The organism is Pseudomonas sp. RIT-562, assembly GCF_026241895.1.
Classification (GTDB): Bacteria; Pseudomonadota; Gammaproteobacteria; order Pseudomonadales; family Pseudomonadaceae; genus Aquipseudomonas; species Aquipseudomonas mandelii_F.
In genome coordinates, this window is the sequence record NZ_JAPJIV010000001.1 from 489,453 (window position 1) to 513,133 (window position 23,681).

20 protein-coding genes are annotated in these 23,681 nt (G+C 59.9%); 7 read left to right on the plus strand and 13 right to left on the minus strand.

Annotation, left to right across the window (positions count from 1 at the left end; translation table 11 throughout):
- Window positions 1–46 precede the first annotated feature (46 nt).
- Window positions 47–1,387, plus strand: a complete 1,341-nt coding sequence (locus ORL50_RS02275; RefSeq protein ID WP_266009597.1) for a hemolysin family protein — start codon at window positions 47–49, stop codon at window positions 1,385–1,387.
- Between the two features lie 115 nt (window positions 1,388–1,502).
- On the opposite strand, the gene ORL50_RS02280 is transcribed toward ORL50_RS02275, so the two are convergent.
- The 8 genes from ORL50_RS02280 to ORL50_RS02315 all read right to left on the minus strand — a co-directional run bounded on the left by ORL50_RS02280 (window position 1,503) and on the right by ORL50_RS02315 (window position 12,174).
- Window positions 1,503–2,399 carry a peptidoglycan DD-metalloendopeptidase family protein gene (locus ORL50_RS02280; protein WP_266009598.1) on the minus strand — a complete coding sequence of 299 codons (897 nt, stop codon included), beginning with the start codon at window positions 2,397–2,399 and terminating at the stop codon, window positions 1,503–1,505.
- A 238-nt stretch (window positions 2,400–2,637) separates the two neighbouring features.
- Window positions 2,638–3,537, minus strand: coding sequence for a response regulator (locus ORL50_RS02285; protein ID WP_266009599.1), 900 nt, complete (start codon window positions 3,535–3,537; stop codon window positions 2,638–2,640).
- Window positions 3,538–3,703: 166 nt separating this feature from the next.
- On the minus strand, window positions 3,704–4,465 hold the full coding sequence (gene phoU / locus ORL50_RS02290) for a phosphate signaling complex protein PhoU (RefSeq protein WP_045057807.1): 762 nt from the start codon (window positions 4,463–4,465) through the stop codon (window positions 3,704–3,706).
- A gap of 114 nt (window positions 4,466–4,579) precedes the next feature.
- Window positions 4,580–5,413: a phosphate ABC transporter ATP-binding protein PstB gene (gene pstB, locus ORL50_RS02295; RefSeq protein WP_266009600.1), complete on the minus strand. Its 834-nt coding sequence runs from the start codon at window positions 5,411–5,413 to the stop codon at window positions 4,580–4,582.
- Window positions 5,414–5,552: 139 nt separating this feature from the next.
- Window positions 5,553–7,223 carry a phosphate ABC transporter permease PstA gene (pstA, locus tag ORL50_RS02300; protein ID WP_266009601.1) on the minus strand — a complete coding sequence of 557 codons (1,671 nt, stop codon included), beginning with the start codon at window positions 7,221–7,223 and terminating at the stop codon, window positions 5,553–5,555.
- 15 nt (window positions 7,224–7,238) lie between these two features.
- Entirely contained in the window at window positions 7,239–9,272 is a 2,034-nt protein-coding gene (locus tag ORL50_RS02305) for an ABC transporter permease subunit (RefSeq protein WP_266009696.1), read from the minus strand.
- A gap of 379 nt (window positions 9,273–9,651) precedes the next feature.
- Window positions 9,652–10,650 carry a phosphate ABC transporter substrate-binding protein PstS gene (locus ORL50_RS02310; RefSeq protein WP_266009602.1) on the minus strand — a complete coding sequence of 333 codons (999 nt, stop codon included), beginning with the start codon at window positions 10,648–10,650 and terminating at the stop codon, window positions 9,652–9,654.
- Window positions 10,651–10,875: 225 nt separating this feature from the next.
- Window positions 10,876–12,174, minus strand: coding sequence for an MFS transporter (locus tag ORL50_RS02315; RefSeq protein ID WP_266009603.1), 1,299 nt, complete (start codon window positions 12,172–12,174; stop codon window positions 10,876–10,878).
- Window positions 12,175–12,539: 365 nt separating this feature from the next.
- Between ORL50_RS02315 and ORL50_RS02320 the strand changes: the two genes are divergently transcribed.
- A complete protein-coding gene (locus tag ORL50_RS02320) occupies window positions 12,540–12,944 on the plus strand; it encodes an acyl-CoA thioesterase (protein ID WP_003176975.1) in 405 nt (134 codons plus the stop codon).
- A 70-nt stretch (window positions 12,945–13,014) separates the two neighbouring features.
- Entirely contained in the window at window positions 13,015–13,914 is a 900-nt protein-coding gene (locus ORL50_RS02325; protein ID WP_266009604.1) for a D-hexose-6-phosphate mutarotase, read from the plus strand.
- A 38-nt stretch (window positions 13,915–13,952) separates the two neighbouring features.
- Here the strand turns inward: ORL50_RS02325 and ORL50_RS02330 are convergent, their stop codons facing one another.
- The 5 genes from ORL50_RS02330 to ORL50_RS02350 all read right to left on the minus strand — a co-directional run bounded on the left by ORL50_RS02330 (window position 13,953) and on the right by ORL50_RS02350 (window position 17,764).
- Window positions 13,953–14,489, minus strand: a complete 537-nt coding sequence (locus tag ORL50_RS02330) for a DUF3299 domain-containing protein (protein ID WP_266009605.1) — start codon at window positions 14,487–14,489, stop codon at window positions 13,953–13,955.
- 87 nt (window positions 14,490–14,576) lie between these two features.
- Window positions 14,577–14,822 carry a GlsB/YeaQ/YmgE family stress response membrane protein gene (locus ORL50_RS02335; RefSeq protein WP_266009606.1) on the minus strand — a complete coding sequence of 82 codons (246 nt, stop codon included), beginning with the start codon at window positions 14,820–14,822 and terminating at the stop codon, window positions 14,577–14,579.
- A gap of 106 nt (window positions 14,823–14,928) precedes the next feature.
- Window positions 14,929–16,011, minus strand: coding sequence for a 5-(carboxyamino)imidazole ribonucleotide synthase (locus tag ORL50_RS02340; protein WP_266009607.1), 1,083 nt, complete (start codon window positions 16,009–16,011; stop codon window positions 14,929–14,931).
- 11 nt (window positions 16,012–16,022) lie between these two features.
- Window positions 16,023–16,514, minus strand: a complete 492-nt coding sequence (gene purE, locus ORL50_RS02345; RefSeq protein WP_095164944.1) for a 5-(carboxyamino)imidazole ribonucleotide mutase — start codon at window positions 16,512–16,514, stop codon at window positions 16,023–16,025.
- Window positions 16,515–16,846: 332 nt separating this feature from the next.
- A complete protein-coding gene (locus ORL50_RS02350; protein ID WP_266009608.1) occupies window positions 16,847–17,764 on the minus strand; it encodes a LysR substrate-binding domain-containing protein in 918 nt (305 codons plus the stop codon).
- 180 nt (window positions 17,765–17,944) lie between these two features.
- Here ORL50_RS02350 and aspA point away from each other — a divergent pair, with 180 nt between their 5' ends.
- The 4 genes from aspA to ORL50_RS02370 all read left to right on the plus strand — a co-directional run bounded on the left by aspA (window position 17,945) and on the right by ORL50_RS02370 (window position 23,577).
- Complete coding sequence (gene aspA, locus ORL50_RS02355) at window positions 17,945–19,369, plus strand: aspartate ammonia-lyase (protein WP_266009609.1); 1,425 nt, start codon at window positions 17,945–17,947, stop codon at window positions 19,367–19,369.
- Between the two features lie 423 nt (window positions 19,370–19,792).
- Window positions 19,793–21,244: an alanine/glycine:cation symporter family protein gene (locus ORL50_RS02360; protein WP_266009610.1), complete on the plus strand. Its 1,452-nt coding sequence runs from the start codon at window positions 19,793–19,795 to the stop codon at window positions 21,242–21,244.
- Window positions 21,245–21,414: 170 nt separating this feature from the next.
- A complete protein-coding gene (locus ORL50_RS02365) occupies window positions 21,415–22,419 on the plus strand; it encodes an asparaginase (protein WP_266009611.1) in 1,005 nt (334 codons plus the stop codon).
- Between the two features lie 165 nt (window positions 22,420–22,584).
- Window positions 22,585–23,577 (plus strand): AraC family transcriptional regulator, encoded by a 993-nt coding sequence (locus tag ORL50_RS02370; RefSeq protein ID WP_266009612.1) that lies wholly within the window; start codon window positions 22,585–22,587, stop codon window positions 23,575–23,577.
- The last annotated feature ends 104 nt before the right edge of the window (window positions 23,578–23,681 follow it).

Consider the following 23,681-nt stretch of genomic DNA (forward strand, 5'->3'; position numbering starts at 1 on the left):
ACAGCTTTCCTTTCTTTCGAATACACGGAACCCGCAAAACTCCATCATGGACCCATCCCCTGGCTTGACCCTCGCGACACTCTTCGCCGATTTCGGCATGATTCTTTTTGCTCTGATCCTGGTTTTGCTCAACGGTTTTTTCGTTGCGGCGGAATTCGCCATGGTCAAACTGCGCTCGACCCGGGTCGAAGCCATTGCAGAAAAGAACGGCTGGCGCGGACATATCCTGCGCACCGTTCACAGTCAGCTCGACGCGTACCTTTCGGCCTGCCAACTGGGGATCACCCTGGCATCCCTCGGCCTCGGCTGGGTCGGTGAGCCGGCGTTCGCGCATATCCTCGAGCCGGTCCTGAGCGCCGTCGGCGTCGAGTCTGCCGAAGTGGTCAAGGGCGTGTCGTTCTTCACCGCGTTCTTCATCATCTCCTACCTGCACATCGTGGTCGGCGAACTGGCCCCTAAATCCTGGGCCATCCGCAAGCCCGAGTTGCTGTCGCTATGGACTGCCGTGCCGCTGTACCTGTTCTACTGGGCCATGTACCCGGCCATCTACCTGCTTAACGCCAGTGCCAACACCATCCTGCGCATTGCCGGCCAAGGTGAGCCCGGCCCGCATCACGAGCACCATTACAGCCGTGAAGAACTGAAGTTGATCCTGCACTCCAGCCGCGGCCAGGACCCGAGCGACCAGGGCATGCGTGTGCTGGCCTCGGCGGTCGAAATGGGCGAGCTGGAAGTGGTCGATTGGGCCAACTCCCGGGAAGACCTGGTGACGCTGGAATTCAACGCACCGCTCAAGGAAATCCTGGCGATGTTTCGTCGCCACAAATTCAGCCGGTACCCGGTGTATGACAGTGACAGCCAGGAGTTCGTCGGCCTGCTGCACATTAAGGACCTACTGCTGGAATTGGCAGCGCTGGACCATATTCCCGAGTCGTTCAACCTTGCTGAACTGACCCGTCCGCTGGAGCGAGTGTCGCGCCATATGCCGCTGTCGCAGTTGCTCGAACAGTTCCGCAAGGGCGGCTCGCACTTCGCGCTAGTCGAGGAGGCCGACGGCAACATCATCGGCTACCTGACCATGGAAGATGTGCTGGAAGTGCTGGTGGGTGACATCCAGGACGAACACCGCAAGGCAGAGCGCGGGATCCTCGCGTATCAACCGGGCAAGCTGCTGGTGCGTGGCGATACGCCGCTGTTCAAGGTCGAACGGCTGCTGGGCATCGACCTCGACCACGTTGAAGCCGAAACCCTCGCCGGGCTGGTCTATGACAGCCTGAAGCGAGTGCCGGAAGAGGAAGAAGTCCTGGAAGTCGAAGGCCTGCGGATCATCATCAAGAAGATGAAAGGGCCGAAGATTGTACTGGCCAAGGTGTTGATGCTCGATTGATTGCAATGCGGGGAACCGCATTGCCCCCAAAAGATCGCAGCCTTCGGCAGCTCCTACAAGGAATCGCAATCCCATGTAGGAGCTGCCGCAGGCTGCGATCTTTTGCTTTCAGAACCTATTGCTTGCCCAACGCAAAGTTGGGCAACGCACCCACCGGTTGATTGAACTGGTACGGTATCGACACCAGCCCCATCCCGGTATTGCGCTGCACCACAAAGTGCAGATGCGGCCCGCTGCTGTTGCCGGTATTACCCGAGAGCGCCAACGCTGTCCCCACACCAACCCGCTGACCTTCCCGAACGCTGACCGAACCTTGCATCAGGTGCAGGTACACGCCCATGGTGCCGTCGTCATGCAGCACCCGTACGAAATTGCCTGATGGATCGGTACCCCGGCCGGTCTGGTTATTCTCGGTCTTCACTACCATCCCACCCCTCGCCGCAACGATCGGCGTGCCCTCAGGCATGGCAATGTCCATGGCATAGCGGTTTTTCGCACCAAAATGGCTGTATTGGCCATTCGCCCCCTGACTCAGGCGAAATGGCCCGCCGCGCCAGGGCAATGGGTAGCGATAAGCCATGGCAGCGCCTGCAGGGTCGCCCAGGGAATATTTGAATGCCGGGGTATACACCAGCGGCTTTCCTGCCCGCGTGGCCGTCAGCAGCGCCAGGCGCAGGTTGCTGCGGGCGGGCAGGACACGTCGAATCGGTCGACTAGGCGCCCCGCTGACGTTCTTCAGGCCGGCGAAACTCAATTCGATCTCCACCGGTGCGTACAAGTCATTGCGCACAAAGACGCTGTCCGCGCCCTTCTGCTTCTTGATGTCGAGGAATACCTGGCCTTCGAGACGCTCGACCATGCGATCGCGAAAAACGAAGACCTTGGCGCCTTTCGAAGGGCGGTCGCTGTAGGAGACCACGCCGTTGGCGTCCTTGGACTTGTAGATAGTCATGGCCACGACCGAGGTGGAGGCCAGGAAAAGACCACAGAAAAACAGCAGTCGCGCGAGCATGGGCAAAGGTTCTGTCGAGGGAAGGCCTGGGAGGGAGCCTAGCAGCTGCAATGGACCTGGGTAGGCGACAGATGTTTCAAATCCGCGGGATCAATGGATGTGCGGCGAATTTGAGGGCCCTATCGCGAGCAGGCTCACTCCTGCACCGAATTTGTGTTTCCAAAGGCAATTGAGTGAGCACAACTCCTCTGTAGGAGTGAGCCTGCTCGCGATAGCGGTCTTTCAAACAACAAAGCTCTCAAGCACCCGGCACAAAATGCTTCTGTACCGTACCACGTGCTATCAAACGCGATATGTAATCGAGCTTCTGCGCGTCCTGGTCAACGAAGCGAAAGGTCAGCTGCAACCACTCGCTGTCAGGTCGCGGTTCGTAGGCGACGATGGCATGCAGGTAACCATTGAGCCGTGCGATCTCCGCATTGTCGCCCTGCTCCAGGTCGAGCACGGCGCTATCGAGCACCTGCGGCAAGGTGTCAGTACGCTTCACCACCAGCAAAGCTTCCTTGAGGCTCAGGGCCTTGATCACGCACTGCTGGTTGCCACTCGACAGGCGCAGCTGCCCATGGCCACGGCCAGCGGTAGCAGGCGCTGCAGCAGCGGCCTTCGGCGGCGGTGTATTGAGCAGGCCACGTGACGGCGCAGGAGCCGCAGGCGCAGCAATCACCGTCGCCTGGCCACCGGTCAGGGCATTGAGGGAGTCGTTGCCGAAAGCCGAGGTCATCTTGGCTGGCGCGCTGTTCATCAAGGCGTCGAGCTTGCCGACCTTGTTCAGGGCCTGCTTGACCTTGGTCAGCAACTGTTCGTTGTTGAAGGGCTTGCTGACGTAGCCGGAAACGCCCGCCTGGATTGCCTGCACGACGTTTTCCTTGTCGCCACGACTGGTCACCATCACGAACGGCATGGTTTTGAGACGATCCTGCTCGCGGCACCAGGTCAGCAGTTCCAGGCCTGACATTTCCGGCATCTCCCAGTCACACAAGACCAGGTCGAACGTTTCCCTGGCCAGCAACACCTGGGCTTTGCGGCCGTTGACTGCGTCCTCGATCCGGATGCCCGGAAAGTAGTTACGCAGGCATTTCTTCACCAGGTCACGAATGAATGACGCATCGTCCACGACCAATACACTGACCTTACTCATCCATCACCCCTTCCAAAATCCCGGCAAGCATCGCGCCTTGCTGATAGCACACTGCCATAAACCCTCAGTCACGCCGGGACTTTTCGTTCGCGGGGTGCTGCATTGAATTCGTATTGCACAAACAAAAACGCCCGACCAAAAGGCCGGGCGTTTCTCTTGGGCAAACTTACTTATCGTCAGCTACACCCGGAACATTAGCGGTTTCGCCACTTGTCCCCTCAACTTCTTCCTTCATGCGCTTCAGGCCCAGGTGGCGCACGTCGGTGCCGCGCACCAGGTAGATCACCAGTTCCGAGATGTTGCGCGCGTGATCGCCGATCCGCTCCAGGGAGCGCAAGACCCAGATGATGCTCAAGACCCGCGAAATAGAGCGCGGGTCTTCCATCATGTAGGTCGCCAGCTCACGCAGGGCGGTCTTGTACTCGCGATCGATGATCTTGTCGTACTGGGCGACCGACAACGCCAGGTCGGCGTCGAAGCGGGCAAAGGCGTCCAGCGCATCGCGCACCATGTTGCGTACTTGATCGCCGATGTGACGCACTTCGACGTAACCGCGCGGCGCTTCACCTTCTTCGCACAGCTGGATGGCGCGACGGGCGATCTTGGTCGCTTCATCGCCGATGCGCTCCAGGTCGATCACCGACTTGGAGATGCTGATGATCAAGCGCAGGTCGGACGCCGCCGGCTGACGACGGGCCAGGATGCGCAGGCATTCTTCGTCGATGTTGCGTTCCATCTGGTTGATTTGGTCATCGATCTCACGAACCTGCTGGGCCAGGCCGGAGTCGGCCTCGATCAGCGCGGTAACCGCGTCGTTCACTTGTTTCTCGACCAGTCCGCCCATGGCCAGGAGGTGGCTGCGCACTTCCTCGAGCTCGGCGTTGAACTGCGCGGAGATGTGATGGGTCAAGCCTTCCTTAGAAATCATTGTGTCTGCTCCGCAAAAGCTGTGAGCTGCAAGCTACAAGCTGCAAGCTAAATTGTGTCGTACTCGAACCGCTCTTTCTTGCCGCTTGAAGCTAGCGGCTTGGAGCTGCTCCAACTAGCCATAGCGACCGGTAATGTAATCTTCGGTCTGCTTCTTCGCCGGATTGGTGAACAGGGTATCGGTATCGCCGAACTCCACCAGTTTGCCCATGTACATGAACGCCGTGTAGTCGGAAACCCGCGCGGCCTGTTGCATGTTGTGGGTGACGATGACAATGGTGAACTTCGATTTCAGTTCGTAGATCAGCTCTTCAACTTTCAGCGTGGAGATCGGGTCGAGTGCCGAGCAGGGTTCGTCGAGCAGCAACACTTCCGGCTCCACGGCGATGGTACGGGCGATTACCAGACGTTGTTGTTGACCACCGGAAAGGCCCAGCGCGGACTCGTGCAGACGGTCTTTTACCTCGTCCCACAAAGCTGCGCCTTTGAGCGCCCATTCCACGGCTTCATCAAGTACACGCTTCTTGTTGATGCCCTGGATGCGCAAGCCGTAGACCACGTTTTCGTAGATGGTCTTGGGGAACGGGTTGGGCTTCTGGAACACCATGCCGACTCGCCGACGCAGCTCTGCAACGTCTTCGCCCTTACGGTAGATGTTGTTGCCGTACAGATTGATGGCGCCTTCTACGCGACAACCGTCGACCAGGTCGTTCATGCGGTTGAAGGTGCGCAGCAGCGTGGACTTGCCGCAGCCGGACGGGCCGATGAACGCCGTCACGCGTTGCTTCGGGATGTTCATGCTGACGTCGTACAGCGCCTGCTTGTCACCGTAGAACAGGCTCAGGCCCGGCACTTCGATGGCAACGGTTTCCTGCTCGAGGGTCAGGCTCTGTTTGTCGCGACCCAGGGCCGACATGTTGATGCCGTGGGTATGAGTTTCGTGCTGCATGGGAGGCTCCCTGTGCTAACAAATTCGGTTCGGTTTTGTAGGAGTGAGCCTGCTCGCGATTCAGGCGGCGCGGTTTAACTCGCAAACCGCGGTGATACCATCGCGAGCAGGCTCGCTCCTACATAGAAATCGTTGTTGATCAGCTATCCAGCGCTTTGTATTTTTCGCGCAGGTGGTTACGGATATAGACGGCCGACAGGTTCAACGTCGCGATCACCAACACCAGCAGCAACGCAGTGGCGTACACCAATGGCCGCGCGGCTTCGACGTTCGGGCTCTGGAAGCCGACGTCATAGATATGGAAGCCCAGGTGCATGATTTTCTGATCAAGGTGCAGGTACGGATAGTTGCCGTCCAGCGGCAGCGACGGTGCCAGTTTCACCACACCCACCAGCATCAGCGGCGCCACTTCACCCGCAGCACGGGCCACGGCGAGGATCATGCCGGTCATCATCGCTGGGCTGGCCATCGGCAGCACGATCTTCCACAAGGTTTCCGCCTTGGTCGCGCCGAGGGCCAACGAGCCCTCGCGCACCGTGCGAGGAATCCGCGCCAGGCCTTCTTCAGTGGCCACGATCACCACCGGTACCGCCAGCAGCGCCAGGGTCAGGGAGGCCCAGAGCAGCCCCGGAGTACCGAAAGTCGGTGCCGGCAGGGCTTCAGGGAAAAACAACCGGTCAACCGAGCCGCCCAAAACATAAACGAAGAAGCCCAGGCCGAACACGCCGTAAACAATGGCCGGGACACCTGCCAGGTTATTCACCGCGATGCGGATCAGGCGAGTCATGGTGTTTTGCTTAGCGTATTCACGCAGATACACCGCGGCCAGTACGCCAAATGGCGTCACGATCATCGCCATGATCAACGTCATCATCACGGTGCCGAAGATCGCCGGGAAGATCCCGCCTTCGGTGTTCGCTTCACGCGGGTCGTCGCTCAGGAACTCCCAGACTTTGCTGAAGTAGAAACCGATCTTGGTGAAGGTGCCCATGGCGTTCGGCTGGTAGGCGTGAACCACTTTGCCGATACCGATTTCGATCTCTTTGCCATTCGCATCGCGGGCCGTCAGGCTGTCGCGGTTGAACTGGGCATGCAGGTCGGCCAAACGTGCTTCGATGTCCTGGTAGCGGGCGTTGAGTTCGGCGCGCTCGGACTCCATGTCCGCTTGAGCGGTAGCGTCCAGCTTGCCAGCCAGTTCCAATTTGCGGCCATGCAGGCGGATGCGCTCCAGACCGGCGTTGATCGCGCCGATGTCAGACTTCTCCAGGGTCTTGAGCTCGCTTGCCAGCTTGTTGACGCGCTCAACACGGGCCTGCAACTCAGGCCACGCCGCCTCGCCTTCGGCGATGACCTTGCCATCCTGCTTGACGTTGACCAGGTAGCCGTAGAAGTTGCCCCACTCGCGGCGTTCGATCGCCATCAACTCTGGCGGCGTCTTCTGGTTCGTCAGCCACTCGCCCACGATCCAGGTGAAGTCGTTGCCGTTCAAGTCGCGGTTACCGACCTTGATCAGCTCGCGAGTCATGAATTCCGGGCCCTGATCGGGCACCGGCAAGCCGGCGCTTTTCAGGCGCTCACGGGGCACTTCTTCTTTCTGCACCACTTCGCCCACGACCAGGTGATTGGCCTGGCCAGGTACGTCGTAGCTGGCGTGGATCAGGTCCGCCGGCCAGAAATGGCCCAGGCCACGCACGGCAATCACGGCCAGCAAGCCAATGGTCATGATGACCGCGATGGACACCGCGCCACCGCTGATCCAGACGCCTGGGGCGCCGCTCTTGAACCATCCATTCAGGGAGTTCTGTTTCACAGACTTCTACCTTTCTTAAAGCGACGAGTATTTCTTGCGCAGACGCTGACGAATCAGTTCCGCGAGGGTGTTCATGACGAAGGTGAACAACAGCAGCACCAAGGCCGAGAGGAACAGCACGCGGTAGTGGCTGCCGCCGACTTCCGATTCGGGCATTTCCACCGCGACGTTGGCGGCCAGTGTGCGCAGGCCTTCGAACAGGTTCATTTCCATGACCGGGGTGTTACCGGTGGCCATCAGCACGATCATCGTTTCACCGACCGCACGCCCCATGCCGATCATCAGCGCCGAGAAAATCCCCGGGCTGGCCGTCAGGATCACCACGCGAGTCATGGTCTGCCAAGGCGTGGCACCGAGTGCCAGGGAACCCAGGGTCAGGCCACGAGGTACGCTGAACACGGCGTCTTCGGCGATGGAGTAGATGTTCGGGATGACCGCAAAACCCATGGCCAAACCAACCACCAGGGCGTTGCGCTGGTCGTAGGTGATGCCCAGGTCGTGGGAGATCCACATGCGCATGTCGCCGCCGAAGAACCAGTTTTCCATGTACGGGCTCATGTACAACGACAACCAGCCCACGAACAGGATGACCGGGATCAGAATCGCGCTTTCCCAGCCGTCCGGTACTTTCAGGCGGATGGATTCAGGCAGGCGACTGAAGACGAAACCCGCCACCAAAATGCCGATCGGCAACAGCATCAACAGACTGAAGATGCCCGGCAAGTGCCCTTCCACATAGGGAGCGAGGAACAGGCCAGCGAAGAAGCCGAGGATCACCGTCGGCATCGCTTCCATCAGCTCGATCACCGGCTTGACCTTGCGACGCAGGCTCGGCGCCATGAAGTAGGCGGTGTAGATCGCCGCTGCAACGGCCAATGGCGCGGCCAGCAGCATGGCGTAGAACGCAGCTTTCAGGGTACCGAACGTCAGCGGGGACAGGCTCAGCTTGGGTTCAAAATCGGTATTGGCAGCGGTCGATTGCCAGACGTATTTAGGCTCGTCGTAGTTCTCGTACCAGACTTTGCTCCAGAGTGCGCTCCAGGAAACTTCCGGGTGCGGGTTATCGAGCAGCAGCGGTTGAATTTTGCCGCCCGCCTCGACGATCACGCGGTTGGCCCGTGGCGACAGGCCGAAGACGCCCTGGCCGTCGACGACCTGGTCCACCAGCAGGGTGCGGTGGGCAGTACTGTGGAACACGCCGAGCTTGCCGGAAGCATCGAGGGCGATGAAACCCTTGCGACGCTCTTCAGCAGTGATCTCGACAATTGGCGTAGTGCCCATCTGGAACGTACGGATCTGTTTCAGGCGTTGCTCGCCATCCGGGTCGCGGGCCATGAACCACTGGGCCAAACCGCCCTTGGAATCGCCGAGGATCAACGAGATACCGCCCACCAGCTGAGTGCTGGCAGTGATCTGCGCTTCGCCGTCTTCTAGCAGCTTGTAACGACCGTTGAGGCTCTTGTCGCGCAGGCTGAACACGTCGGCCTGGGCACGCCCGTTGATCACGTACAGCCACTGCTGACGCGGGTCGACGAAGATGTTTTTCACCGACTCGGTCATCTGCGGCAGATCAATACGCTTCTGCTCGCTGGTGACTTCGCCGGTCATCATGTTTTCTTCGCGGGTCAGCGACAACACGTTGAGCTGGGCGCCGGTCGAGCCCACCAGCAACAGGGTCGAATCGGTGGCGTTGAGGCTGACGTGCTCCAGCGGCCCGCCCGCTTCGTTCAGCGCGATCGGCGTCTCGCCATACGGATATTCGATGGCCGGCGAGATGGTCTTCTTGCCGTCGGGGTAGGTCACTTTGTAGGTGTGGCGGAACACCAGGGCCTGGCCGTTGGAAAAGCCTACCGCGACCAAAGGGGAACCCGGCTGGTCTTCGCCAATGGAGGTTACCTGGCTACCGGCCGGAACCGGCAGATCGACGCGCCGCAGTTCAGCACCGCTGTCGAGGTCGAAGAACAACGCCTGACCCTTGTCGGAAACCCGCATGGCCACCTGGTTCTGTTCTTCCAGGGAGATCATCAGCGGCTTGCCGGCGTCCTGCATCCAGGCAGGCGTGATCGAATCCTTGGCGGTCAGTTCGGCACCCTGGAACAGCGGCGCGACAACGTAGCCGAGGAAGAAGAAAATCAGCGTGATTGCCCCAAGCACGGCAAGGCCGCCAACGAGGACGTACCAACGCGTCAGGCGGTCTTTGAGCGCGCGTACGCGGCGCTTGCGTTGCAACTCAGGCGTATTGAAATCAATTCGCTTGGGGGGATTTGTAGTCATTGTGGAATTGGCCAGATCATTCATTCGCACACCCTAGCGATCCTGTATGACAGAAAGATGACAGTGCAGTGACGCAACAAATCCGCCGCCTGTTGAGACTGGCAGCGGAGCGGAGAATTTGGGGTGGTCCGGGGCATGCCCCGGACCTAAGGTGTTACTTCTTTGCTACGTTGGCACCTTCAGCCAGACCCAGGTCAGCCAGTGCCTTGGCGGCGACTTTGGCTGGCAGTGGGATGTAGCCGTCTTTCACTACAACTTCCTGACCCTGTTTCGACAGAACCAGCTTCACGAACTCGGCTTCCAGCGGGGCCAGAGGCTTGTTCGGCGCCTTGTTGACGTAAACGTAGAGGAAGCGCGACAGCGGATACTTGCCGTTCAGGGCGTTTTCTTCGGTGTCTTCGATGAAGTCGGTGCTGCCTTTCTTGGCCAGTGCCACGGTCTTCACGCTGGCAGTCTTGTAGCCGATGCCCGAGTAACCGATGCCGTTCAGCGAGGAGCTGATCGACTGCACAACCGAAGCCGAACCTGGTTGTTCGTTGACGTTAGGCTTGAAGTCGCCTTTGCACAGGGCTTCTTCCTTGAAGTAGCCGTAGGTGCCGGATACCGAGTTACGACCGAACAGTTGAACCGGCTTGTTCGCCAGGTCGCCGGTCACGCCCAGGTCACCCCAGGTTTTAACGTCGGCTTTGCCACCGCACAGACGAGTGGACGAGAAGACTGCGTCGACTTGTTCCATGGTCATGTGCTGGATCGGGTTGTCCTTGTGGACGAACACAGCCAGGGCGTCCACGGCAACCGGGATGGCGGTTGGCTTGTAGCCGTACTTGGTTTCGAAGGCCTGCAGCTCGTTGTCCTTCATCTTGCGGCTCATCGGGCCCAGGTTAGCGGTGCCTTCAGTCAACGCAGGTGGCGCGGTAGAAGAACCGGCGGCCTGAATCTGGATATTTACGTTCGGGTATTCTTTTTTGTAGTTCTCAGCCCAGAGGGTCATGAGGTTGGCCAGGGTATCGGAGCCGACGCTGGACAGGTTGCCCGACACACCAGTGGTCTTGGTGTAGCTCGGGATAGCAGGGTCAACAGCGGCAACCGCGTTGGCAGTCGCAACGCCAGCAGCGACAAAAGTCATTGCCGCCATCAAACGCTTCAGTTTCATGCCTTACTCCTAGCAGATAGGGTGTGTTAAGTCGGGGCCAAGTATCAGCAGGCCGTGTGAACACTCTATGGCTGAAATATGACAATTGGATGAAAGGCCAGCATTCAATGTTGTGATGGATTGTCGGCGGCGCTTCCATCGCGAGCAAGCTCGCTCCTACATGGGTTCTACTGTAGGAGCGAGCCTGCTCGCGATGGCGTCGGGATAAACGAAGGACTCTGTGGCCTAGCGCCCTTTCTTCCAGAGGTAAGCACCTACCACGATCCCAACCCCACAAATAATCGCGACGTAGTAGGCCGGCCCCATCGGACTTTCCTTGAGCAGCAAGGTGACAACCATCGGCGTCAGGCCACCGAAGATGGCGTAGGCCAGGTTGTAGGAGAACGACAGCCCGCTGAAGCGCACCACCGCCGGGAAGGCTTTGACCATCACGTAGGGCACCGCACCGATGGTGCCTACCAGCAAGCCGGTCAAGGCGTACATCGGGAAGAGCCAGTCGGGGTGGTTGAACAGGCTGTGATAGAAGGTCCACGAACTGATCAGTAGCGCGGCGCTGCCGAATACGAACACCCGTCCTGCGCCGAAGCGGTCGGCCAACGCGCCGGAAGCGACACAGCCAATGCTGAGGAATACGATCGCCAGGCTGTTGGCCTGCAAGGCGACAGTGGGCGCGAAGTGGTAGACGGTCTGCAGCACGGTCGGCGTCATGAGGATGACCACGATGATGCCGGCGGACAACAACCAGGTCAGCAGCATGGAGATCAGGATGGCGCCACGATGGTCGCGCAACACAGCCTTGAGCGGCACTTCTTCAGCCAGCGCCTTGCGCAGTTGCAGCTCGGCAAATACGGGTGTTTCGTGCAGCCAGCGACGCAGGTAGACCGAGAACAGACCAAACACGCCCCCCAGCAGGAACGGGATGCGCCAGGCGTAATCAGCAACTTCGGTCGGGGTGTAGAGGCTGTTGATGGCGGTTGCGACCAATGATCCCAGGAGGATGCCGGCCGTCAGGCCGCTGGTCAGGGTGCCGCAGGCATAGCCGATGTGCCGCTGAGGCACGTGTTCGGAAACGAAGACCCAGGCACCGGGCACTTCCCCGCCGATAGCCGCGCCCTGGATGACGCGCATCAGCAGCAGCAAAATCGGCGCCCACATGCCGATCTGTGCGTAAGTCGGCAGCAGGCCCATGATCAGGGTCGGCACCGCCATCATGAAAATGCTCAGGGTGAACATTTTCTTGCGGCCCAGCAGGTCACCGAAGTGCGCCATGACGATCCCGCCCAACGGGCGCGCCAGGTAACCGGCAGCGAAAATGCCGAAGGTCTGCATCAGCCGCAGCCACTCGGGCATGTCGGCAGGGAAAAACAGTTTGCCCACCACCGTGGCGAAGAACACGAAAATGATGAAGTCGTAGAACTCCAGCGCACCGCCAAGGGCGGACAGCGATAGCGTCTTGTAGTCATTACGGGTCAACGGACGTGCGGGTTGTGTTGGCTGCGCGATGCTCGAGGGCGCTGTGGTCATGGCAAGGGCTTCTCTTATAGTCGGATCTGCAACCTCAACAGCTCTGGCCGAGGCTTGGGCAGGTCCGGCACGATAGCAAATTGTTCGAAAAAGCACATGGATGTGCATTTTTGACGGTCGAAATGAGAACCGGACGGTCGTCTCGGAGTCTACCGACCGATATACTCGCAATCTCGCAAAGATTTGACAGGGTTGCTGTGCGAAAACGCCTGCCGGGGTACATAGGCGATTTCGCAGAGTTTCCCTTTAGACGCCTTACGAAAGACGTGACGAACGTAGTATGTTCGGGGCTGAATCGTTTTTTCTTAGGACGGCTATTCACCTGAAGTACCAATGAAGAGTCACGGGTCAGAGGCACCCCCGGCATGATAGAGCTCGAACAAGAAGATCCAATCCCGCAAGGCGACCTGGCCCTGCAAATCACCGCTTTGCCACGCGAGACCAACGGTTTCGGCGATATTTTCGGCGGCTGGCTGGTGGCGCAGATGGACTTGGCGGGGACCGCGATGGCCAGCAAGGTTGCGGGCGGTCGCGTGGCTACCGTGGCGATCGATCGCATGGCGTTCCTGGTACCGGTCGCGGTAGGCGCCCAGCTTTCCTTCTATACCCAGGCTCTGGAAATCGGCCGTAGCTCGATCCAGATGATGGTTGAGGTTTGGAGCGACGACCCGTTGTCCAGCGAATGGCGCAAAGTTACCGAAGCCGTTTTTGTATTCGTGGCCATCGACGGCAGCGGTCGCACCCGTTCGGTTCCATCCAGAGCCCGATAACCCGAAAGCGTCAAACGCCGGGAGCGTTTTGCGGTCCATTGCAGCCCTGTTCCAAATTGAGAGTCGCCCCATGAGCACGCCTAACGTTGAAGCCATGAAACTGGATGACCTGAACTGCTGGCGCATCCGCCACGGTCAGGCCGAATTGCTGGTCGCCCAGCAAGGCGCGCAAGTCCTCAGTTATCAATTGGCCGGCCAACCGCCGCTGATCTGGCTCAATGAGGAAGCGGTGTTCGAGACCGGCAAGAGCATCCGTGCAGGCGTGCCGGTCTGCTGGCCATGGTTTGGCAATCTGTCGCGCAACCCGCAGAGTGTGCAGGCCATGCGTGTCAGCCAGGAACCGCCGACGGCTCACGGGTTTGTCCGGGCGATGGATTGGGAACTGGCCGGCATCGAGACCGAAGGTGCAAGCCTGAAGGTAGAGTTTGTCCTGCCCTACCCCGATGGCGGCTTTCCAGGTTGGCCGCATTCGGTAGATCTGAAACTGAGCATTCGCCTGGATGAACAGCTGCACATCGGCCTCACCAGTCATAACCGCGGTAGTGAAAGCGTCACGATCAGCCAGGCATTGCACAGCTACTTCGCGGTTAGCGATGTGCGCACTGTGCATGTCGAAGGCCTGGATGGCCTGGACTACATTGAGACGCTGGATGACTGGAAAACCGTGAAACAGGTCGGTGCCCTGCAATTCACCGGTGAGACTGATCGCATTTATCTCGACACGCCCGAGCAGCTGAGCATTGTCGACCCAACGTGGGAACGACGAATCGAGCTGAGCAGCAGCGGTTCGCGCTCGGCGGTTATATGGAATCCGTGGATTGAACGCGCGGCAGCGTTCAGCGACATGGCCGACGATGGCTGGCAACGTATGCTGTGCATCGAGACGGCGAATGTGATGGATGATGTGGTGGTGTTGGCGCCGGGGGCGAGTCATACGCTAGGTGTGAGCATCGCCAGCAAGCCGCTTTAAAACGCATCGCGAGCAGGCTCACTCCTACAGTTGATTGCCTACAGATCTGACTCTTCCACCACTCGCACCTTCGCCGCATCCAGCGCATACGCGGCGTCAGCCAGGTCATTGTTGACCTTCTCGACCTTCAGCGTGCCCGTTACCCACAGCGGCGTGTAGATATCATCCAGCTTCAAGCCTTTTGGATAACGCACCAATACCAGCTGATTGGGCGGCGGTGGCGGCACATGGATGCAGGCGCCGGGATAGGGCACCAGGAAGAACAGCGTACTGCGGCCCTTGGCGTCGCTTTCCAGCGGCACCGGGTAACCGCCGATACGAATGTTTTTGTCGTTCATCGACGCCACGGTCTTGGTCGAATACATCACCGCGGGCAAGCCCTTGCTCTGCTTCATGCCACCCTTATCAGTAAAGGTGCCTTCGGCCTCAGGAGAGTTGTGGTCGATTTCCGGCATGGCCTCGAGGGCCTTCTGGTCGGACTTGGGCATCAGTTCCAGCCAGTCGGTTTCCGGCAGCTCGCTGCCATGGGCGATGCTGGCGCCCAGTAAAAGTACGGTCAACAGAATACGACGCATGGAGGTGCTCGGGTTTGGAGGGACTTAAGGACGCCGAGCATTCTAGCCCTCTCTGCGCGACGTGCAGAGAGAGCTTTATCGCTTGAATCAGTTCTTTCTGATCAAGCCGTAGATCACCAGCAAAATCACCGCACCGACCAGCGCACCGAGGAAACCTGCGCCTTCGCCGGCCTGGTAAAAGCCCAACGCCTGGCCGCCATAAGTGGCCGCCAGCGAACCGCCGATACCGAGCAGGATGGTCATGATCCAGCCCATGCTGTCATCGCCCGGTTTCAGGAAACGCGCCAGCAGGCCGACGATCAAGCCGATAAAGATGGTTCCAATAATTCCCATGACATTTCCCTCTGATTGAATGGCTATGCAGAAGACTAGTCAGACTTTCGCATACTGCCATCAGAGAACGGCGGGCCTTGAATGGTTCCGCCGCTGTCAGGTGAAACTATTCGGCGATGAGCGCTTCGACCTTGATGATCTGCTGCTCCAGCGTGGCCTTGTCGGCACAGCGCAAGTTGGCGTGACCGACTTTGCGACCGGCCTTGAACGCCTTGCCGTAGTGGTGCAGGTGGCAATCGGCGATGGCGATGACTTTCTCAACCGGTGGCACTACGCCGATGAAGTTCAACATTGCGCTCTCGCCGACCTTGGCGGTCGAGCCCAGCGGCAGGCCAGCTACGGCGCGCAGATGGTTTTCAAACTGGCTGCACTCGGCGCCTTCAGTGGTCCAGTGTCCGGAGTTGTGAACGCGGGGGGCGATTTCGTTGGCCTTGAGACCACCATCGACTTCGAAGAACTCGAACGCCATCACTCCGACATAATCCAGCTGCTTGAGCACTCTGCTGGAATAGTCTTCGGCCAGGGCTTGCAGCGGGTGATCGGTACTGGCCACGGACAGCTTGAGGATGCCGCTGTCATGGGTGTTGTGCACCAGCGGGTAAAACCTGGTTTCACCGTCGCGAGCGCGCACTGCAATCAGCGAGACCTCACCGGTGAACGGCACAAAACCTTCCAGCAGGCAGGCCACGCTGCCCAGTTCGGCAAACGTACCAACTACATCTTCAGGTTTGCGCAGGACTTTCTGGCCCTTGCCGTCGTAGCCCAGGGTGCGGGTTTTCAGCACGGCAGGCAGGCCGATGGCAGCCACCGCGGCGTCCAGGTCGGCTTGCGACTGGATGTCGGCGAACGCTGGAGTCGGGATTCCCAGGTCCTTGAACATGCTCTTTTCGAACCAGCGATCACGAGCAATGCGCAGCGCCTCGGCACTCGGATAGACCGGGACGAACTGAGAGAGAAACGCAACGGTTTCAGCCGGTACGCTTTCGAATTCGAAGGTCACCAGATCGACTTCATCCGCCAGCTGGCGCAAGTGATCCTGATCGCCATAATCGGCCCGCAGGTGTTCGCCCAACGCGGCCGCGCAAGCATCCGGAGCCGGGTCCAGAAAAGCGAAGTTCATGCCCAGCGGGGTACCCGCCAACGCCAACATGCGACCCAACTGGCCGCCACCGATTACACCGATCTTCATCGTCAACAACCTCAGGCGATGCGTGGGTCTGGATTTTCCAGGACGCTGTCTGTCTGCTCAGCACGGAATGTTTTCAGCACCGCATGGAACTGCGGGTGCTTGGCGCCCAGGATGCTCGCCGAGAGCAGGGCTGCGTTGATCGCACCGGCTTTGCCGATGGCCAGGGTGGCAACCGGAATGCCAGCAGGCATCTGCACGATGGACAGCAGCGAGTCGACACCCGAGAGCATGGACGACTGCACTGGTACGCCCAGCACCGGCAGGTGGGTCTTGGCCGCACACATGCCCGGCAGGTGCGCCGCGCCGCCAGCACCGGCGATTATCACCTCGATGCCACGCGACTCGGCCTCTTCGGCATACTGAAACAGCAGGTCCGGGGTGCGGTGGGCAGAGACCACTTTCACCTCGTAAGGAATGCCGAGCTTTTCCAGCATATCGGCGGTGTGGCTAAGGGTGGACCAATCGGACTTGGAGCCCATGATCACGCCAACCAGTGCACTCATCGTCGTGCCTCTTCTCTCTGGGCGCCCGCAGGCGCGTCAAAAAACAACAAGCCACGCAAAAATGCGTGGCTCGATTGTATGAATTATGGCCAGTCAAGCCGGCCGAAGGCCGCGCAGTATACCTCAATGAAGCAGATAAACAGCCCCCGATACGACCATCTGTCATTCGGCGCAAAGTGCCGGTTTTATTGACTCGAAGGTCAGCAGAAGAACAACACAAATCCCCTGTGGGAGCGGGCTTGCTCGCGAATGCGGCGCGTCAGGCAACATGATGTCGAGTGACACACCGCATTCGCGAGCAAGCCCGCTCCCACATTGGATATTCGCAGGTCTCAGGAACTGGTTGTGCCTTGGGCCGCACCACCTTCCAGCTTGCGCCACAACAGCCGCACATTCGCCTTGCGCACCAAGGCGCAGCGATAAAGACGGATCTCCAGCGGCACATGCCATTGCGGGCCGCCGCATACCACCAGTTCACCGCGCGCCAATTCGGCGCGCACGCTCAATTGTGGTACCCAAGCTATCCCCAGGCCTTCCAGTGCCATGCTCTTGAGGCTGTCAGCCATCGCCGTTTCATAAATGGTGGTAAATCGCAGTGCTCGCTGGCGCAGCAGCATGTTTACCGAACGTCCGAGGAACGCACCGGCGCTGTAGGCCAACAGCGGCACACTGCCCTCTCCTTCCAGATCGAACAGGGGTTTTCCATCGGCATCAGCGGCGCATACCGGAAGCATTTCGGTCTGGCCCAGGTGCAAAGAAGGGAAAATTTCCGGATCCATCTGCATCGCAGCGTCAGGGTCATAGAACGCCAGCATCAGATCGCACCCGCCCTCGCGCAACGCATGCACCGCATCGCCCACGTTGGTGGCGACCAGTCGAGTGGCGATGTTCAGGCCTTCGTTACGCAACTGGGCGATCCAGCGCGGAAAAAAGCCTAACGCCAGCGAGTGCGCCGCAGCGACCTGCATCACTTCGCCCTGCCCTCCTTCCAGGTGATGCAGGTGACGCAACACTTCACCGAGTTGCTCGACAACAGTTCGCGCGGTAACCAGGAACAACTGGCCTGCGGCCGTGAGTTCAATCGGCGTACGCGAGCGATTCACCAGTTGCAGACCCAACGCCGCTTCCAGACTGCGGATGCGCCGACTGAAAGCTGGCTGCGTAACGAAACGGCGTTCGGCGGCCTGGGAAAAACTGCGGGTAGCGGCCAAGGCGCTGAAGTCCTCGAGCCATTTACTTTCCAGATTCATCAAAACCTCCCAGGCACGCACCAATTTAGCTCACACGCTCGTCGCGAATACGGCGTCACATTCCCATTATGCCGAATTTGCATAGGTCAGTGTTTAACAGCATTGGCCGAAACTTCTCTACAAGCCTAGCATTTGCAGTGTTCCGGCACAGACCGGGTCCATATCGAGATGATTTCTATCATGTCCTCCGCTGCATCTTTCCGCACAGAAAAAGACCTGCTTGGCGTACTCGAAGTACCGGCTCAAGCGTATTACGGCATCCAGACCCTGCGAGCGGTGAACAACTTCCGTCTCTCCGGCGTTCCGATTTCGCATTACCCGAAGCTGGTTGTCGGCTTGGCGATGGTCAAACAGGCCGCCGCTGACGCCAACCGCGAGCTGGGTCACCTGAGCGAAGCCAAGCACGCTGCCATCAGCGAAGCTTGTGCACGTCTGATCCGCGGCGATTTCCACGAAGAGTTCGTGGTGGACATGATTCAAGGCGGCGCTGGCACTTCAACCAACATGAATGCCAACGAAGTCATCGCCAACATCGCGCTGGAGGCCATGGGTCACCAGAAGGGCGAATACCAATATCTGCACCCGAACAACGACGTGAACATGGCGCAGTCGACCAACGACGCCTACCCGACTGCGATCCGTCTGGGCCTGCTGCTGGGTCACGACGCGCTGCTGGCCAGCCTCGACAGCCTGATCCAGGCGTTCGCCGCCAAGGGTGAGGAGTTCAGCCACGTATTGAAGATGGGCCGTACCCAGCTGCAAGACGCCGTGCCGATGACTCTCGGCCAGGAATTCCGCGCGTTCGCCACCACCCTCAGCGAAGACCTGGCCCGCCTGAAAACCCTGGCCCCTGAGCTGCTGACTGAAGTGAACCTGGGCGGCACCGCGATCGGTACCGGCATCAACGCCGACCCGCGTTACCAGCACCTGGCCGTTCAGCGCCTGGCGCTGATCAGCGGTCAACCGCTGGTACCAGCTGCCGACCTGATCGAAGCCACCTCCGACATGGGCGCCTTCGTACTGTTCTCCGGCATGCTCAAGCGCACCGCCGTGAAGCTGTCGAAGATCTGCAATGATTTGCGCCTGCTGTCCAGCGGCCCACGCACCGGCATCAATGAAATCAACCTGCCGGCACGTCAGCCAGGCAGCTCGATCATGCCCGGCAAGGTCAACCCGGTTATTCCGGAAGCGGTGAACCAGGTTGCATTCCAGATCATCGGCAACGACCTGGCCCTGACCATCGCGGCCGAAGGCGGCCAGCTGCAACTCAACGTGATGGAGCCGCTGATCGCCTTCAAGATCTTCGACTCGATCCGTCTGCTACAACGCGCCATGGACATGCTGCGCGAGCACTGCATCACCGGCATCACCGCCAACGAAGCCCGCTGCCGCGAACTGGTCGAGCACTCGATCGGCCTGGTCACCGCGCTGAACCCGTACATCGGCTATGAAAACGCCACCCGTATCGCCCGAATCGCTCTGGAAAGCGGCCGCGGCGTACTGGAACTGGTGCGCGAGGAAGGCTTGCTCGATGAAGAAATGCTCGCCGACATCCTGCGCCCGGAAAACATGATCGCTCCGCGCCTGGTCCCGCTCAAAGCCTGACCCGCCGCGTTATTTGCAGCACCGCTCACCAGGTCGAGGGACTAGACACCTCTCACCTTTTGAGGGCTTGGGGACTTGCTCCCCAGGCCCTTTTTTTTACCAGCGAAAAGATCGCAGCCTTCGGCAGCTCCTACAGGGGATGCGGTTCGCTGCAGGAGCTGTCGAAGGCTGCGATCTTTTGATAGTGCAACACAACCGTGGAGACGGGCGCAGCACTGATCGGTATAGTGCCGCCCCTCTTCGCGTGAGCGGCCGTCGGTAACGAGGCCAAAACCCATGCGAAACCCGAACTAATAACAAACCCGCGATTTGGAACCGGGACGAAAACTCGCCTCGCGCGTTTTGCCGCGTGCAAACCGATGTAACGCGATGTTTCCGCCCCGCCCAGCATTTGCCTACACAAAAAACAGCGAGGAATAATCCATGCTCGAAGTCATCAACGACTTCCTATCAGGAAAAGTACTGATCGTGCTCATTGTCGGGCTCGGTAGCTACTTCACGATCCGCTCGCGTTTCGTACAACTGCGCCACTTCTTCCACATGTTCGCGGTGTTCCGCGACAGCCTCAAAAGCAGCGCCGGGCAACTGAGCTCGTTCCAGGCCCTGATGCTCAGCCTCGCCGGCCGCGTCGGTGCAGGCAACATCGCCGGTGTCGGTATCGCCGTGACCCTGGGCGGCCCGGGCGCGGTGTTCTGGATGTGGGTGACCGCACTGGTCGGCATGTCCAGCAGCTTCTTCGAATGCTCCCTCGGCCAGCTCTACAAGCGCTGCGACTCCGAAGGCCAGTACCGTGGCGGTCCGTCTTACTACATCCAGCACGGTCTGCAAAAACGCTGGCTGGGTATGATCATGGCGTTCCTGCTGCTGATCACCTTCGGCTTCGCCTTCAACGGCTTGCAGTCCCACGCCGTTACCCATTCGCTGAACAACGCCTTCGGTCTCGACACTACCTACACCGGTATCGGTCTGGCCGTGCTGCTGGGCCTGGTGTTCATCGGTGGTATCAAGCGCATCGCCAAGGTCGCCGACCTGCTGGTACCGGTGAAAACCCTGGTGTACATCGGCGTGACTATCTATGTGATCGTGCTGCAATTCGATCAAGTGCCCGGCATGTTGATGACCATCGTCAGAAGCGCCTTCGGCCTCGACCAGGCGTTCGGCGGCCTGATTGGCAGTGCGATCATCATGGGCGTGAAGCGCGGCGTGTTCGCCAACGAAGCCGGCTTGGGCAGTGCGCCTAACGTGGCTGCGGTGGCGTCGGTCGAACACCCGGTGGCGCAAGGCGTGGTGCAGGCGTTCAGCGTGTTCCTCGATACATTCGTGATCTGCACCTGTACCGCTTTGCTGATCCTGCTCTCGGGGTTCTACACCCCAGGCTTCGAAGGTGACGGCATCGCCCTGACCCAGAACTCGCTGGCAGCAGTAGTGGGTGACTGGGGCCGGATGTTCATTTCGGTGGCATTGGCACTGTTTGTGTTCACTTCGATTCTCTACAACTACTACCTGGGCGAGAGCAATCTGCGCTTCCTGATCGGTGAAAACCGCAAGGCACTGATCGGTTATCGCGCGCTGGTGCTGGTGTTGATCTTCTGGGGTGCGATCGAAAACCTCGGCACGGTGTTCGCGTTTGCCGACATCACCATGACCATGCTGGCCTTCGTCAACCTGATCGCGCTGTTCCTGCTGTTTAACATCGGCATGCGCATCCTGCGTGACTACGACGACCAGCGCGCTGCCGGGATCAAGACACCAGTGTTCGATTCCAGCAAATTTCCGGACCTGGACCTCGACCTAAAAGCCTGGCCGGCCAATCCGCCTGCGGCAGCCACCAAGGCTGAAGCAGAGCCGCAAGGCGTACCCGCAGCGCAACGCTGATCGGTTAAAGTGCGACTAACTCTGTAGGAGTGAGCCTGCTCCGGGCGGCGTACCGACGATGAGGGTGTGTCAGTCGGTGTTTATGCTGGCTGACAGACCGTAATCGTCGGCACGCCGCCCGGAGCAGGCTCACTCCTACATTGGGAATGCGTTCCTTCTCGGAGAACCCCATGAATTCCTCGACTTACCCTGCCGCCCAGCACGTCATGGTGCTTTACACCGGTGGCACCATCGGCATGCAAGCCAGTGCCAACGGCCTGGCCCCGGCGTCCGGTTTCGAAGCGCGGATGCGCGAATACCTGCACAGCCAGCCTGAGCTGGTGGTGCCGCAATGGCGCTTTCGCGAGATGTCGCCGTTGATTGACAGCGCCAACATGTCCCCGGCGTACTGGCAGCAATTGCGTGAAGCGGTGGTCGATGCCGTCGACGTCCAGGGCTGCGACAGTGTGCTGATCCTGCACGGCACCGACACCCTCGCCTACAGCGCTGCGGCCATGAGTTTTCAGTTGCTCGGCCTGCACGCGCGGGTATGTTTCACCGGTTCGATGCTGCCGGCCGGCGTGACGGACAGCGATGCCTGGGAAAACCTCGGCGGCGCGCTGGTCGCCCTCGGCCAAGGCCTGGCGCCAGGCGTCCATCTGTACTTCCATGGCGAACTGCTGGACCCGACCCGTTGCGCGAAGGTGCGCAGTTTCGGTCGGCATCCGTTCAAGCGGCTGCAGCGCCAGGGTGGCGGTGTAGCAGCGCCCTCTATCCCTGCACAACTGAAATACGACCAGCCAAAGCAATTGGCGAAGGTCGCCGTTCTGCCGTTGTTTCCTGGCATCGGCGCCGAGATCCTTGATGGCCTGCTCGACAGCGGGATTCAGGGGCTGGTGCTGGAGTGCTACGGCAGCGGCACCGGGCCGAGTGACAACCCAGAGTTTCTTGCCAGCCTCGGTCGCGCGCGGGACAAGGGTGTGGTGGTGGTCGCGGTGACTCAGTGCCACGAAGGCGGTGTCGAGCTGGATGTTTACGAGGCCGGTAGTCGGTTGCGCGGTGCCGGCGTGCTTTCGGGTGGCGGCATGACCCGTGAAGCGGCGTTCGGCAAGTTGCACGCGTTGTTGGGTGCGGGGCTGGATAACGCTGAAGTGCGTCGTCTTGTCGAGCTCGATGTCTGCGGCGAACTGAGCTGACACCACACAAAACCCTGTGGGAGCGGGCTTGCTCGCGAAGGCGGCGACACATCCAACATCTATGGGACTGCTACACCGCCTTCCCGAGCAAGCCCGCTCCCACAGGTCCATCGATCGGCATGTAACTTGCTGTACTTCAGCCATCCCCAAGGCTGGAAGCCGCCCATGCTCCACTCCCACCTCACCACTCTCAACGCCGTCTCTCTGGTGCTCAACACCTTCAAGGCCGAAGGTCTGTCGAGCGAAGCGCTGCTCGCCGGAAGCGGCATCAGTGCGGCGGATCTGAGCCGGGCGGACACCCGCATCACCACCAACCAGGAGATGCAGGTCTGCGCCAACGCGGTCGCACTCAAGCGTGACATCGGCCTGGAGCTGGGTCGACGCATGCACGTTTCCTGCTACGGGATGCTCGGTTATGCACTGCTCACCAGTGCCACTTTCGGTGACGCTTTGCGCCTGGCAATGCGTTATCCAGCGCTGTTGGGAACACTTTTCGAGCTGAGCCTGGAGGACGACGGCGAGCGCGCCTGGTTCGTCGCCGCCGACTACCGGGAGAGCCCGTCGATGGCGGTGTTCAATGCCGAATTCTGCCTGGTGTCGTTGAAAGTCATCTGCGACGACCTGCTCGGCCACCCACTGCCGTTGATCGCCGGGCGCTTCGAACACTCTGCGCCGGACTATCAAGCGACCTACGCCGAACACTTCAACTGCCCGCTGCACTTCGACGCGCAAAACAACGCCTTCGCTTTCGACAAGCGCTGGCTCGACCAGCCCCTGCCGCTCGCGGACGCCATCACCCATCAGGCCATGGCCGAGCGCTGCCGCAAGCAGAACACCGAGTTCACCGGGCGCCAGGCGTGGCTGGGGCGAATTCGCCAACTGCTCAGCGCTCAACTGAATGCGGCGCCAGGCCTCGAAGGGTTGGCCGAGCAGATGAATTGCTCGGCGCGGACCCTGCGCCGACACCTCAAGAATCTGGGGTGCAGTTATCAGGAGTTGCTGGATGAGCTGCGGTTCGAACAGGCCAAGCACATGCTCTGCGAAGACCAGATGCCGATTTACCTGATCGCTGAAGCACTCGGCTTCAGCGAGACCGCAAGCTTCCGTCATGCGTTTGTGCGCTGGAGCGGTGTGGCGCCGAGCCAGTTCAGGCCTTGATTAATACGGTGTTTGGATACCGCCTTCGCGAGCAAGCCCGCTCCCGCAAGAGGGGGCGAATTTCGGTCAGCTATTTTGGCCATATCGATCTCCTTTTGGCCTTT